This is a genomic window from Pontibacter burrus (genome assembly GCF_010686685.1).
In the GTDB taxonomy this organism is placed as follows: Bacteria; Bacteroidota; Bacteroidia; order Cytophagales; family Hymenobacteraceae; genus Pontibacter; species Pontibacter burrus.
In genome coordinates this window covers 187,391-200,895 of record NZ_JAAGWD010000007.1, presented here as the reverse complement: position 1 = coordinate 200,895, position 13,505 = coordinate 187,391, and the positions used below count along the sequence as shown (strand labels likewise).

11 protein-coding genes are annotated in these 13,505 nt (G+C 46.4%); 7 read left to right on the top strand and 4 right to left on the bottom strand.

Features of this window, described 5'->3' with window-relative positions; translation table 11 throughout:
* The first annotated feature begins 594 nt into the window (after nucleotides 1-594).
* From GXP69_RS15965 to GXP69_RS15935, 7 genes are all read left to right on the top strand, one after another.
* The gene (locus GXP69_RS15965; RefSeq protein ID WP_163916139.1) at nucleotides 595-1,989 is read left to right on the top strand and encodes an undecaprenyl-phosphate glucose phosphotransferase; all 1,395 of its coding nucleotides are present in this window, start codon (nucleotides 595-597) and stop codon (nucleotides 1,987-1,989) included.
* Nucleotides 1,979-2,809: a WecB/TagA/CpsF family glycosyltransferase gene (locus GXP69_RS15960; RefSeq protein ID WP_163916138.1), complete on the top strand. Its 831-nt coding sequence runs from the start codon at nucleotides 1,979-1,981 to the stop codon at nucleotides 2,807-2,809. Before GXP69_RS15965 ends, GXP69_RS15960 begins: the two co-directional genes overlap by 11 nt.
* Before the next feature lie 389 nt (nucleotides 2,810-3,198).
* Nucleotides 3,199-4,002 (top strand): glucose-1-phosphate cytidylyltransferase, encoded by an 804-nt coding sequence (rfbF, locus tag GXP69_RS15955; protein WP_163916136.1) that lies wholly within the window; start codon nucleotides 3,199-3,201, stop codon nucleotides 4,000-4,002.
* A 40-nt stretch (nucleotides 4,003-4,042) separates the two neighbouring features.
* The gene (locus GXP69_RS15950) at nucleotides 4,043-5,131 is read left to right on the top strand and encodes an NAD-dependent epimerase/dehydratase family protein (RefSeq protein ID WP_163916134.1); all 1,089 of its coding nucleotides are present in this window, start codon (nucleotides 4,043-4,045) and stop codon (nucleotides 5,129-5,131) included.
* 12 nt (nucleotides 5,132-5,143) lie between these two features.
* Nucleotides 5,144-5,707, top strand: a complete 564-nt coding sequence (gene rfbC / locus GXP69_RS15945; protein WP_163916132.1) for a dTDP-4-dehydrorhamnose 3,5-epimerase — start codon at nucleotides 5,144-5,146, stop codon at nucleotides 5,705-5,707.
* Nucleotides 5,708-5,750: 43 nt separating this feature from the next.
* Entirely contained in the window at nucleotides 5,751-7,118 is a 1,368-nt protein-coding gene (locus GXP69_RS15940) for an NAD(P)H-dependent oxidoreductase (protein WP_163916130.1), read from the top strand.
* A 204-nt stretch (nucleotides 7,119-7,322) separates the two neighbouring features.
* Nucleotides 7,323-8,084, top strand: a complete 762-nt coding sequence (locus tag GXP69_RS15935; protein WP_163916128.1) for a sugar phosphate nucleotidyltransferase — start codon at nucleotides 7,323-7,325, stop codon at nucleotides 8,082-8,084.
* 45 nt (nucleotides 8,085-8,129) lie between these two features.
* Here GXP69_RS15935 and GXP69_RS15930 read toward each other — a convergent pair whose 3' ends face one another.
* From GXP69_RS15930 to GXP69_RS15915, 4 genes are all read right to left on the bottom strand, one after another.
* Complete coding sequence (locus GXP69_RS15930; RefSeq protein ID WP_163916126.1) at nucleotides 8,130-9,236, bottom strand: glycosyltransferase; 1,107 nt, start codon at nucleotides 9,234-9,236, stop codon at nucleotides 8,130-8,132.
* A 90-nt stretch (nucleotides 9,237-9,326) separates the two neighbouring features.
* Nucleotides 9,327-10,562, bottom strand: coding sequence for a glycosyltransferase family 61 protein (locus GXP69_RS15925; protein ID WP_163916124.1), 1,236 nt, complete (start codon nucleotides 10,560-10,562; stop codon nucleotides 9,327-9,329).
* Between the two features lie 46 nt (nucleotides 10,563-10,608).
* Nucleotides 10,609-11,727, bottom strand: a complete 1,119-nt coding sequence (locus GXP69_RS15920; protein WP_163916123.1) for an alginate O-acetyltransferase AlgX-related protein — start codon at nucleotides 11,725-11,727, stop codon at nucleotides 10,609-10,611.
* A 12-nt stretch (nucleotides 11,728-11,739) separates the two neighbouring features.
* On the bottom strand, nucleotides 11,740-13,218 hold the full coding sequence (locus GXP69_RS15915; RefSeq protein ID WP_163916121.1) for an MBOAT family O-acyltransferase: 1,479 nt from the start codon (nucleotides 13,216-13,218) through the stop codon (nucleotides 11,740-11,742).
* Between the last annotated feature and the right edge of the window lie 287 nt (nucleotides 13,219-13,505).

The following is a 13,505-nucleotide window of genomic DNA, read 5'->3' as shown; positions in this document are numbered from 1 at the left end:
GACAAAAGTTTTGTATTAAATTTGTTATAGTTTGTAATTTTTACTTGGGTTGCTCTTTGGCCCTTTTAATGCTCTACATAGTTTCTGCCAGGTTTGTAATTAATCTTTCCATAAATTCTAAGTCTGTTCACGGAGATTTTGCACGATTGCTTATGTATACTTAACCCTATGTTTATATAGTGCTATTTAAATAGTTCAATTTAACTATTTGATCGTAAAACCTGCTCAATTAATTAGTTATACCCGAAAATTAATACAAAAAGGGTGTGTAAGTAAAATATTCATATATTTTAATATAGTTTGTTTCATGTATTAACGAATTAAAATAATTTAATAAATATTAAAAAAACACTAAACCATAAAGAATAGGGCGCCGTAATTTAAAGCGCCTGACGAGAAGTTGGAGTGAGCTGGCAGAGCCCTTACATGTAGCAGGCACTAATAAGTATTTACTATTAATGTTTTACCGGCTAATACCTAACTGAGCTGCTGAACGGAGCAAGGACCCGGATAAGCGGGTGCCAGCCTAACAAGTAGGATCTGACGGCAAAACGACCAGGAGTATTATGGTTACAATTTTACAGTGTCTTAAACATGAATAAATATCAGCATTACTACAGTTTTAATAGAATAATTCTGTTAATACTGGATGTAGCACTTATCGCCCTCTCTTTTAATCTTTCAAATTATTTCAGATACGGAACTGTTGATTTAGCCCATCAGTATAGTGTCTTTTTCGTGCTTTTTGCACTCGTTTGGTGGGTAGTTTCAGGCTTCTCAAACTTCGTGTTTCGGGTAGATGGCATTATCTCCATCGGAAAGCGCTTCAGCAACCTGATCAATGCGTTCCTGCTGCATGCCTTCATTCTTGCAAGCTGTATCGTTATTTTTAACCTGGAAGAGATCTCACGCCTGTTGCTTTTGTATACTTACCTTTCATCTGCTTTGCTGATCGGTTTTAGCCGCCTGGTTTTTATGCAGCTGAACAAGTATGTTACCAATTCTGATATGGCTTATTCCCGCTATGTAATTGTGGGAAGTGGTCAGGCAGCGCTAAGTCTGTATAATACCTTTAGCAACGAAGAGAACCCAGGTACTAAGTTTATGGGCTTCTTTGACGATGAAGCAGACCCTAACAGCCCGTACTATAGCCAGTTTAAAGGCTCAATTGCCGACCTGCAGGAGTACTGTCTGCAGCACAGCATCGATGAAATCTACTATACCAAACCACTGAATGATAAAGATCAGATAGATGAACTAACCGCATTTTGTGACGATAACTTTGTGTACTTCCGCATAGTGCCGGATTTCAGTGCGATCGTTCAGAAAGATGTAAACCTGTACTTCTACCATAACATTCCGATCATCAGTGTGCGTAAAGAGCCGCTGGAGCAGGTTACAAACCGCGTCATGAAACGTGCTTTCGATATTGTTTTCTCGCTGGCTGTTATCCTGGTTATTTTCCCGATCGTGCTTCCGATTATCGCACTGGCAATCAGATTTGAGTCTAAAGGGCCGATCTTCTTTAAACAGCTGCGTCCGGGCAAAAAGAACCACCTGTTTGTGTGCTATAAGTTCAGAACCATGTTTGTGAACAACCAGACCGAAGTACAGGCTACTAAAAACGATCCGCGTATTACACGGGTAGGGCGCTTTCTGCGCAAAACCAACCTTGACGAGCTGCCACAGTTCTTTAATGTGTTGTTAGGTGATATGTCGGTGGTGGGGCCACGTCCGAACCTGGTATCGCAGCTCGATCACTATTCAAAAGTTATCTCAAAGTACAAAATGCGCCATTTCGTAACACCTGGCATTACCGGTTACGCACAGGTTAGTGGCTACCGCGGCGAGACCAAGGAAGTGCACCTGATGGAGAAGCGCGTGGAATACGACGTGAAATATATGGAGAACTGGAGCTTTATGATGGACATGAAGATTATTTTCCTGACTGTCTGGAACATGATAAAAGGCGAAAAAAATGCTTACTAACGCACTACAACTAACTACTCCTGCTGCTATTGCACCACCCTTGCAACTGAAGCGCCGCTTATTGGCCTCAGATATTACAGCTGGCTCTTTTAAAGATTTTGTAAAGCAGGTGTTCTGGCTTAGTGAACACAAAAAGTCGAGTTACGTGTGTTTTGCCAACGTGCACATGCTGGTAGAAGCGTACCGCGACAAGGATTTTAACCAGATCCTGAACAACGCTGATGTGGCCTGCCCTGATGGTGGGCCCCTTTCCAAGCTTATGAAACTCCTCTACGGAGAGAAGCAAGACCGAGTAGCAGGTATGGACCTGTTGCCGGCGCTTCTGCAAGAGGCTGCGGCCCGTGGGAAGTCGGTATACTTCTATGGCTCGACTGACGATGTGCTGGAAGCTGTAGTTAAAACAGCGAAGCAAAAGCATCCGGATCTGCGCATTGCAGGGCATTATTCACCACCTTTCCGTAAGCTGACGCACATTGAGGACACCGCTATAGTTAATATGATTAATGATGCCAATCCGGATCTGGTGTTTGTAGCACTTGGTTGCCCTAAGCAGGAGCGCTGGATGGCGGAACATAAAGGAAAAATAAATGCCTGTATGCTGGGCGTAGGTCAAGCTTACATGACCTTTGCCGGGCTTGAGAAACGTTTGCCGAAATGGGCACGCGACATGAGCCTGGAATGGGTATACCGCCTATGGCAGGAGCCGGGCAGGCTTTGGAAGCGCTACCTGATCACGAACAGCATGTTTGTGGCACTTACCCTGAAACTGTTAGCAAGCCGTGCAGTCGTTAAAAATCCGGGCAGGCAATCGTTCAGCTAAATTTATACTTACATGTAGCATGAGGTATGGGGCTTACATAGAACATTATTACCGCTACAAAACAGACTATAGCCACTATCGCCATCGGGTATTGCGATACTATACCAAACTGTGTCATTCCCGTCGCAACGTAAGCGCCATACTTTATCCCAAACAAGCCTGTGTGGTTACAGCCATGCAATTTTATACTTCCAGAAAATGCCAGCAGGCAGTCGCTGAACCCATTGTAACAGCAGCCTGAAACTGGACCTCTCAAAAAAAGTGAAATATAACAAATCAAAATATAGCTATAGCCGTATCAAATACCGACCGCAACAAAAGGTGCATGCTTAAGAAATGAGCCTTTGTTGCTGTACAGATTTTAAAGAACCCTTTAACCCTTTATACAAATGAAAGCAGTTATACTTGCTGGTGGCTACGGAACCCGGATCAGCGAAGAAAGCGGCGTAAGACCAAAGCCGATGGTAGAAATAGGTGGTAAGCCAATTCTGTGGCACATCATGAAAATTTACTCCTACTATGGCATTAATGAGTTCGTAATCTGCTGCGGCTACAAAGGCCACATGATCAAGGAATATTTTGCTAACTACTGCCTCTACAACTCCGATGTAACATTTGACATGCGCAAAAACAGCATGGAAGTCCATCGTAACAACACAGAGTCGTGGAAAGTGACGCTGGTTGATACCGGTGAAGGCACCATGACCGGTGGCCGCCTGAAGCGTGTAAAAGAGTATGTGGGCAACGAAACCTTCTGCCTGACCTATGGAGACGGTGTAAGCGATGTAGATGTAGCAGCATCTATCGAGTACCACAGAGCACAGGGAACACTGGCTACACTTACTGCAGTACAGCAGCCGGGCCGTTTCGGTGCATTTAATCTTTCATCAGAAGCAACCAGAATTAACCAGTTCCAGGAGAAGCCGACAGGCGGCGACATGCCATGGATAAACGGTGGTTTCTTTGTGCTGGAGCCTGGCGTGTTCGATTATATCGAGGATGATAACACGATCTGGGAGCGTGGGCCTATGGAGCAACTGGCCAAAGAAGGCGAGCTTTCAGCTTATCGCCACACTGGTTTCTGGCAGCCAATGGACACCCTGCGCGACAAACATGTGCTGGAAGAGTTATGGCAAAAAGGCGAAGCACCTTGGAATGTATGGTGTAAAATGCTGAGCAAAGCTATAAACTAAGAGTTTCCTCCCTCAACTATAGATATAAACTCCCTCACCAATGAAGATATTAATAACCGGAAATATGGGTTATGTAGGCCCTGGCGTAGTAAGCCAGCTGCGTGCTACTTACCCCGAAGCTACCCTTATTGGCTATGATATGGCCTATTTTGCAACCAGCCTGACTAACGCTCCTTTCTTACCTGAGAGCAAACTGGACCAGCAACTGTTTGGCGATGTGCGCACTATGCCGGCCGAAATACTGGAAGGCGTGGATGCTGTAGTGCATTTAGCAGCCATCTCGAACGACCCGATGGGCAACAAATTTGAAGAAGTAACACTGGATGTAAACTATAGATCAACTATAAGAATTGCCGAAATGGCAAAGGCAGCCGGTGTTAAGAACTATGTGTTTGCATCAAGCTGCAGTATGTATGGTGCGGCATCGGAGCAGGCCAAGACCGAGGATTCTGAGCTGAACCCGTTAACAGCGTATGCACGCTCAAAAGTAGCTTCTGAAAAAGAGCTTGCTCCTTTAGCTGGCGATGGCTTTACCGTAACTTGTCTGCGTTTTGCAACGGCCTGCGGCATGAGCGACAGGTTACGTCTGGACCTGGTACTGAACGACTTTGTGGCTGGCGCGATCTCTACCGGCAAGATTACGATCCTGAGTGATGGAACGCCATGGAGACCGTTGATCCATGTGAAAGATATGGCACGTGCTATTGAATGGGCTATTACCAGAACACCAGACAATGGTGGCGAGTTTTTAGCCGTGAATGCGGGAAGCAATGAGTGGAACTACCAGGTAAAAGAACTAGCACAGGCGGTGGCTGAAGTGATTCCGGGCACCGAAGTAAGTGTGAACCTGGAAGCTGCTCCGGATAAACGCTCTTACCGCGTAAACTTCGACCTGTTTAAGGCACTGGCACCTAACCATCAGCCGCAGGTATCCTTAAAGCAGGCTATAGTTGAGCTGCGTGATGGCTTAACACAAATGGGCTTTAAAGATGGCGACTTCCGCAACTCACAACTGATGCGCCTGAAAGTGCTGAACCATCTGCAGGACATCAATGCCATTGACGAACAACTGCAGTGGCAGCGCAGTGCCAAAAAAGTTGCTGAAGAAACCGAATTAGAGATCGCATAACATCACCCGACCATGATATTTACAGAAACCAAGCTGAAAGGCGCCTATATAATTGATGTGAAAAGACTGGAAGATGATCGTGGCTTTTTTGGCCGTTCGTTTTGCCAGAAAGAGTTCGAAGAGTTTGGCCTGACCAATGACATCCGCCAGGCAAACGTATCTTATAACAAGAAAAAAGGTACGCTGCGCGGCATGCACATGCAATTAGCCCCCAACGAAGAAACCAAACTGGTACGCTGCACCCGCGGTGCTATCTACGATGTGATCATCGATATGCGTCCGGACTCTGAAACCTATAAGCAGTGGATAGGCGTGGAACTGACCGCCGACAACTATAGAATGCTGTTTGTACCGGAGGGTTTTGCGCACGGCTTTATTACCTTGGAAGATAACACCGATGTAACCTACCAGGTAACAGAATTCTATACGCCAGGTGCAGAGCGCTGCATCCGCTGGAACGATCCTGCCTTTAACATCGAGTGGCCAATTGAGCCTGTTATTATTTCTGAAAAAGACCAGGCAGCCCCTGACTTTGTAGAAGAAACCCAAAAAACTGAAGGAAAACTGCTGGTGTAATGCCGGCAGTTTTCTGCATTTAACCCTTTAACTATAGTTTAAAATGATATTAATTGATACTGCCTTAGCCAAACGCCAGGCTGAAAATAACCCGATTAAAGTTGCCATGGTTGGTGCCGGCTTTATGGGCCGTGGCATCGCGCTTCAGATCTGCAAATACGTGCAGGGTATGGAGCTGGTAGCCATCGCCAACCGCGACATCTCAAAAGCAAAAAGAGCTTACAACGAAGCCAGCGTAGATGCGGTGGAAGAAGTAGCCTCTCTGGAGAAACTGGAAGAAAACATCCGCGAAGGCAAATACAGTATTACCGACGATGCCATGCTGCTTTGCCGCGCCGAAGGCATTGACGCCATTATTGAAGTAACCGGAGCCGTTGAGTTCGGTACAAACGTAGCCATGCGCGCCATCGAAAACGGCAAGCACATCATCATGATGAATGCCGAAGTGGATGGTACTGTTGGCCCGATCCTGAAAGTATATGCTGATAAAGCTGGTGTGGTATTCACAAATGCAGATGGCGACCAGCCGGGCGTTATCATGAACCTGTACCGTTTCGTAAAAGGACTTGGTGTGAAGCCAGTACTTTGCGGTAACATTAAAGGCCTCCACGACCCTTACCGTAACCCAACTACACAGGAAGGTTTTGCGAAGAAATGGGGACAGCAGCCATCTATGGTTACCTCGTTTGCCGATGGCAGTAAGATCTCGTTTGAGCAGGCTATAGTTGCTAACGGTACCGGTATGCGTGTAGCCAAACGTGGCATGCACGGACCAACTGTAGCGCCAGGTACTCCGCTAAAAGATTGCGTACACAACCTGTATCCGCTGGAAGATTTAACCAATGGCCCGGGCATAGTTGACTACGTAGTAGCTGCCGAGCCAGGACCAGGTGTATTTGTACTGGGCACGCACGACGACCCGATACAGCAGCATTACCTGAACCTGTACAAGCTGGGCGAAGGTCCGTTGTACCTTTTCTACACGCCATACCACCTGTGCCACTTTGAGGTACCAACCACAGTAGCGCGTGCTGTGTTGTTTAACGATGCAGCTTTAGCCCCAGCCGGTGCACCAACTGTAGAAGTAGTAGCAGCAGCTAAAATTGATCTGAAAGCCGGGCAAGTGGTTGATGGAATCGGCCACTACATGACCTATGGCCTGTGCGAGAACGCGGACACAACTATAGCCGAGAACCTTTTACCGATTGGCGTAGCAGAAGGCTGCATTCTGAAGCGCGATATTCCGAAAGACAAGGTACTGACTTACGATGACGTGATTCTGCCGGAAGGCCGTTTCGTAGATAAACTACGCGACATTCAGCGCCGTTACTTTAACGCTACCGATGAAGCTGAAAAAGAGCAGATATTGAAAAGCGTGTATGGTAAAAGCGAATCACTGACAGAAGCATAATACTCCTTAACTATAAACTATAGCATCCCGGCAAGTTTAACTCGTCGGGATGTTTTGTTTAAACTATAGTTGGAGATTAAATCAAGGACGAGTCAACCCATCCCTAAACCCTCCGAGGAGGGGAATTGGGTACTACTGAGAAATCCCCTCTTGGGAGGGGTAGGGGTGGGTAACTACATTATTAGAAAAAGCTAAACGATAACCATGAAGCAAGCTATAATTGGTATCATTCCGGCAGCAGGTTTAGGAAGCAGGTTAGGGCAGATGCCTTTCAGTAAAGAGCTGTATCCGCTTGGCTTTAAAGCAGATGGTGCACCCAAAGTAGTTTCGGAATATCTGCTGGAACTAATGCAGCAGGCAGGAGCAGAGCAGGTTTACTTTATAGTTCGCAATGGTAAATGGGACATTCCGGGCTATTACGGAGACGGCTGTAACTATAGTATAGCTTTCGCTTATATACTGATGAACAGGCCATATGGTACACCTTTCTCAGTAGATCAGGCTTATAGTTTTGTGCGGGATAAAACGATTGTTTTCGGCTTTCCGGACATCATAGTGGAGCCAGCCAATGTGTTTCCGGAACTAGTACAGAAACAACATGAGACAGGGGCAGCTATAGTTCTGGGTTTGTTTACAGTAGCCCACCCGCACAAATGGGATATGGTGGAAGCTGACCTGGATGGCAGCGTGAAAACTATAGTTTCGAAGCCGGAGAAATCAGATTTAACAATGGCCTGGTGTGTAGCGGTTTGGTCGGCGGAGTTCACAGAATTTATGCACGGGTACCTGCAACAACTAGAGCCTAAGTTCATAGCTGGTGAGCTGACCGAAATACCGATGGGAGCGGTGATACAAGCAGCTATAGTTGCAGGCATGCAGGTGCAGTCGGTGCACTTCCCGGAAGGCAGCTGCCTGGATATGGGCACGCCCGAAGACCTGAAACTGGCGATAAAAAACTATAGTTGATGCAAAAGACACTCACAGGAGCTGCGCACACTGTGAAGTCTTTCTTTAGTTTATAGATGCCAGTGCCTGATCTACATTAGCCAGATAGCGGCGCTTCGAAAACCGGTCCAGCAGTTTCGCTCTTGATTCCGCTATTTCTTCTGGCGTCAGGTTAAGCACATCATTCAGGGCCTTTTTAAACGACTCAAACGAGCTGAGACTGAACTCGCCGGCTTTGGTATCTTTTTCCATGATTTCAGCTACCGAAGTACCTTCTACATAAACAACCGGCGTGTTCAGGAAATAAGATTCGATCGCTGGTAAACCAAATCCTTCTGATTCTGAAGGGAAAAGCAGTGCTCTGGCTTTCCGGATCTCATCTACAAACACTTCTTCTGGTAAGTGCGATTTGCGCACCACGCCAGGTATAGCAGTAACGAGTTTTTCACTTTCCGGGCATATCTTTCCAATCAGGTGCAGGTCGGGCAGGTTTTTGTCTGTTTCGGATAGCTGTTTCCAGAACTTAAGCAGGGGCAAGGTGCATTTATGCGGCTGTTCCGAGGCCAGGTGGATCACATAGTTGCCTTTGTCAGTAAAGTTGCTCGGCTCCAGGCTCTCGAAATCAGACGCTTCGTAGGTCACAAAGATCTTTGGCTGTGCAATGTTATACCGTTCGCATACATCGGTCAACTGCTTTTTAGCGCTTTCCGAAACCGTAAGCACATAATCGCACTTGCGTAGGCTTGTTTTCAGGATGTTCAGCCAGTAAGCCAGGTCCAGTCTGGAGCGGAAGTGCGGGTATTTGTCAGCGTAATGCAGCAGCAGCGCATCGTGCATCAGGCCAACTACCACGCCATCCGGTTTGCTTAAAAAAGGTAGGTAGCCCTTCGGATAAAGCCAGATATCGGCTGGTATTTTCTTCAGGAAAAGTGGGTGCAGGTTATCTGTAAGCAGGCGGTTTACTTTGCTATTATCGGTACGCCAGGGTAAAGTGTGTTTCTTTATCCGGTCATCTTCAAACGCAAACGACGACTCCGAAACTACCTGCGACAAACTATAGTTGGGCAGTTGTGCCAGCCCGCCCATCAGGGTTTTGGTAATATTGGTTATACCCAGACTGCGGTCGCGGTGCGGGTTCTGATCGGCAAGGTAAAAAGTTAGGTTTTTGGCCATTGGTATTAAGGGTGCAGTGTCATACTAGGTAGTAAAACAGCTGCCTGTTGGGCAGCTGTTTCCTGTAATTTTGGGTGATTCAAACTATAGTTATGCCGTCTGGTATACGTATTTCAGGGCTTTCATGGCTTTAACGGTCTTCATTACCTGCTCCACATCTACCCTGAAGTGTTGGCTCTGTCCCTGCGACATGTTCTTAACCTTACCGTTGCCTTTGCAGATAACGTAATCATAATCAAGCTCGGCTTTGGTGGCAATGTCGAAAAACGGCTCTACCACAAAGTTCTCGTTAAAGATTTCGATAATGCGCGTGCCAGGGTTACAGAACAGCATGTTAATGAGGCCGGCGCCAGTGGCAGATACAACCACGCGTGCCTGCGAGAACAGGGCGATTTTCTCTGCTATGCTCAGCTTGCTTGATACCACGTTTACAAAGCCCTCCTGCTGCAGGTGTGCAACCAGCTCGTTTTCGTTCAGGATATTACGTACGCTGGAGTCGCTGCGGCTGATGTAAACCAATGGCGTATCCGGAGTTATTTTAACTGTTGATGCAGCCTTTGCCTTTGGTACGAACGAGTTACGGATATAATCGCAGAGCCATTTGGGTACCAGTGTATGGTTGCCACGTGGTGCAGTAGAGGCCACTATACAATCGGCAGTTACATGCGGGTATTTATCCCCTTCAATAATCCGTTCTTTTGGTATATCCAGCAGTTCCAGTGTTTCCAGCTGGTAATCGTATCTCAGGCTTGGCACCAGGAACCAGTCTATTTTATCATACAAACCACTTTCGCGCAGCAGGTGCAGGCGCGGCAGCACGTCCAAAAACCAATGGCTTATGTTGTTGATACCGGCGCCACCAGTCAGCATCGAAAATATGGTACCGTTAAACTTATGAGGTTTAGTAAAGAAGCGCTGCTCAAAAATATTGTTCAGGTTTGGTTCTGTTACCTTCCCGCCTGTCAGACTCAGCGACACATTTTCTACTATGCGGTTATATCGTGTAATTACCGAAACGCTGGACTCGTTGTCTGTATAAACGCGTCCGTTAGGCGCTTCTACCACCAGATAATCAGTGCTAATGCTGCGTTCTGGTTTCCAGTACGGAGAGCAGGCATTGTATAGTTCATCAGGTATATCGAGCGAGGTTACAGCATTTCTGTAGATAGTATGGGCCGTAATTTCGCGCGGAGTCAGTCCAACAGGGTTATCGGAGTTTAGTCTGCACACACTCGCAGGTTTATAGTATGTGTTATACGGTATAATGCGACCAAGTACTTTGGCAGCTTTCTTCGTTCCTTTTTTATAGAGGGTTTTGATTTTCATAGGTTTGCAAATTGTCGCCGATGCGGGTGTTGTTGTCAGGCATCAGCTAGTGAGTATTGTTAACTAGGTATTTTTCGTCTTTTGTATTCTGGTTTGGCTCCTGGAGCTCATCTAAATGCATTAAAACTTTTTCTGATGCTGCCTTTACTGCAATGTGATTCCAGTGGGCATCATCCACCGGAAAGAGTGGCACTTTCTTCTGTTCATATAAATTTTCGAACGTTCGCTGTATATCTACTACTGCTATATTGCGCTTACGCAATTCAGCGATAAGCTTTGGTAAAAAAATCGGCTTTTTCTGATTTGGCAGTAGTTTATAGTAAATGTTTTCTTTATTCGGTATCGGCATGAACATAAAACGGATTCCACGGGCCTCAACAGCCTGTTTATAACCTTCCAGTATGTCCGCTATTTCCTGTATTTCCTGGTCTGTATAATCGCGGTTGGCAACTTCTCCTTCCAGGAAAAACTCGTTGTTATAGGCAATGTACTCCCGCTTGCCAAAGCGACGCTCAATGGCTGCCAGCGTGCGGTTATACAACCCGAGTTTCGAAATACGGTCTGCGGTGATAGCTGCATAGGTAAGCACTGGCGATGCGTTGATGGCATTTCCTGTAAGGTTTCGGATTTTAGAATCAAGGCCGTTGGCTCCTACAGCTGGCAGAGTAGGGATACGGCGCTCAATACTCGAAACAATCACTAGTTCCGGCGGATTTTCCAGGAAGCGGTCGGTGGCCAGGAAGCGGTTTATAGTTGCCGGAGCAAACGAGTAAACTTCTTTGTTTAGCTGTCGCTCCAACACCTCTGCCAGCGTTTCTTCCTGCGTCAGTTTTACGCCGGTTACATTGGAGTCGCCAATCAGCAGCACATCACATCTGGTGTCGCGGTTGCGGTAACCGTATGCATCTGTTATCCATTCTACTTTGCGTTTGGCTGCATAAGGTGTGTGCGGGGCCAACTCGCCTTCCTCTTCCATTACCCAGTGCTGGTTCGGGTAAAATGGTCCCGACATAATGCGCATCTTGTTTACAGAAATCGTTTCCCATATACGAAAAGTGAAGAAGTTCATGGGAAGTACGATCGCTTCAATTAAAGGCCAGAGTGCAAACGGGAGCACCAGCAGGGTCATTTTCTTCAGCAGCTTTTTTACATCATTGTTTTCCATTGCCACCCTCTTTTAAAACTGGAAATAGATAAACTCCTGATGCCCGAACTGCCCAAAGAGCAGCACCGCGATCAGGGCGATATAATACACACTCCAACGTACCACAGCCGGCGGCTGCATCAGTAAAGCTGATACGCTACCACGGCGCTGAATCAGATGCACAAGCTCCATGATCAGGATAGCTATCACCGAAACTATAAATACCTTGGCACCCTGCTCCATAAAGAGTAAGTGCTCCAGGTTAATCCCGGCAAAAACCTGACTAATGTTGCCCAGGCCGGAGAAACTATATTGTATGATATAAAGCGCATCTGCCAGCGAATTGGCGCGGAAAAAGATCCAGGAGAAGCACACCAACGCAAATACGGTGAGTACCTGCACCCACTTGTATAACACCGGGTGGCTGGTAAGGCCTACGGCATTTGCCAGTGCATTGCGCTGCTTTGCAGTAACTATAGCAAAGATCAGGTAGAAGCCATGCAGTGCTCCCCAAACTATAAAAGTCCAGTTAGCGCCGTGCCAGAGCCCGCTCACCAGAAAAGTAATGAACAGGTTATAGTACCAGCGCCATTTTACTACACGGTTGCCGCCCAGCGGTATATACAGGTAGTCGCGGAACCAGCTGGAAAGCGAAATGTGCCAGCGGCTCCAGAACTCAGAAATCGATTTAGAGAAGTATGGCCTGCGGAAGTTTTCCATCAGGTTATAGCCCATCACCTGTGCAGCACCTATGGCAATATCGGAATAGCCAGAAAAGTCGCAGTAAATCTGGAAAGCGAAGAATACGGTTGCCAGTATCAGGGTGATGCCTTCGTAATCGGTTGGGTTATTGTACACCTGGTTCACCATCAGGGCCAGGTTATCGGCGATCACGATCTTTTTAAAGAAGCCCCAGGCCATACGGCGCAAACCGGCTACTACGCGTGCATAGTCAAAGTCGAAGCTGGTACGCAGCTGCCCGATCAGGTTACCAGCACGCTCAATAGGCCCGGCCACCAGTTGCGGGAAGAAAGTAACAAACAATGCAAAAATGCCCAGGTGTTTTTCCGGCTTTATTCTACCCTGGTACACATCTATACTATAACTCATTGTCTGGAAGGTATAGAAGGAGATACCCATCGGCAGAAGTAGCTCAAAAGCCGGGACGGCATAATTCATGTTCAACCCTTCTGCCAGCTGTCTTGCACTGTTGTTAAAAAAATTGTAGTATTTAAAGAGGCCTAATATGCCCAGGTTGGATATCAGCGAGATGTAAAGGATAGGCTTTCTTTTATGTTTCTCCTCATCAGAGTATCGGCCCATCGCACGACCACAAAAGTAGTCTATCAGGGTAGAGATAACCAGAATAATGGTATAGGCTGGCTTCCAGGACATGTAAAAGTAGTAACTGGCCAGCAACAAGATGATCCACCTTCTATTTGCCGGAGTAAGGAAATAGAGTGTAACTACTACCGGGAAAAAGAATAAGAATTCAGTAGAGTTAAATAACATAATATCGGCTTAACAGGTTGTTCAGGTGCCTTTTTCTCACTCTTTACTTATGCACGTGTGTAGGTGCCAACACGTTAAAGCAAAGCCGGACGGCGAAGCCATCTCTCTTTTTATTATATAGCTATCCGATAAAAAGGTTGGGTGTTACGGATTATATTTTTTTACCGGAATATATGTTCTGGTAAATATGGATATATACGAAGTAAAAGAAACTTGGAATAGGAATATAATAGCTTAAACTATGTTTTATTAATGATAATTAGAGTATTTAATTATAAAACTTTATG

Bases quoted from the DNA above. Each gene is read 5' to 3' on its own strand.
- GXP69_RS15965 (WP_163916139.1), top strand. From the start codon at position 595: ATGAATAAATATCAGCATTACTACAGTTTTAATAGAATAATTCTGTTA.
- GXP69_RS15960 (WP_163916138.1), top strand. From the start codon at position 1,979: ATGCTTACTAACGCACTACAACTAACTACTCCTGCTGCTATTGCACCA.
- rfbF (WP_163916136.1), top strand. From the start codon at position 3,199: ATGAAAGCAGTTATACTTGCTGGTGGCTACGGAACCCGGATCAGCGAA.
- GXP69_RS15950 (WP_163916134.1), top strand. From the start codon at position 4,043: ATGAAGATATTAATAACCGGAAATATGGGTTATGTAGGCCCTGGCGTA.
- rfbC (WP_163916132.1), top strand. From the start codon at position 5,144: ATGATATTTACAGAAACCAAGCTGAAAGGCGCCTATATAATTGATGTG.
- GXP69_RS15940 (WP_163916130.1), top strand. From the start codon at position 5,751: ATGATATTAATTGATACTGCCTTAGCCAAACGCCAGGCTGAAAATAAC.
- GXP69_RS15935 (WP_163916128.1), top strand. From the start codon at position 7,323: ATGAAGCAAGCTATAATTGGTATCATTCCGGCAGCAGGTTTAGGAAGC.
- GXP69_RS15930 (WP_163916126.1), bottom strand. From the start codon at position 9,236: ATGGCCAAAAACCTAACTTTTTACCTTGCCGATCAGAACCCGCACCGC.
- GXP69_RS15925 (WP_163916124.1), bottom strand. From the start codon at position 10,562: ATGAAAATCAAAACCCTCTATAAAAAAGGAACGAAGAAAGCTGCCAAA.
- GXP69_RS15920 (WP_163916123.1), bottom strand. From the start codon at position 11,727: ATGGAAAACAATGATGTAAAAAAGCTGCTGAAGAAAATGACCCTGCTG.
- GXP69_RS15915 (WP_163916121.1), bottom strand. From the start codon at position 13,218: ATGTTATTTAACTCTACTGAATTCTTATTCTTTTTCCCGGTAGTAGTT.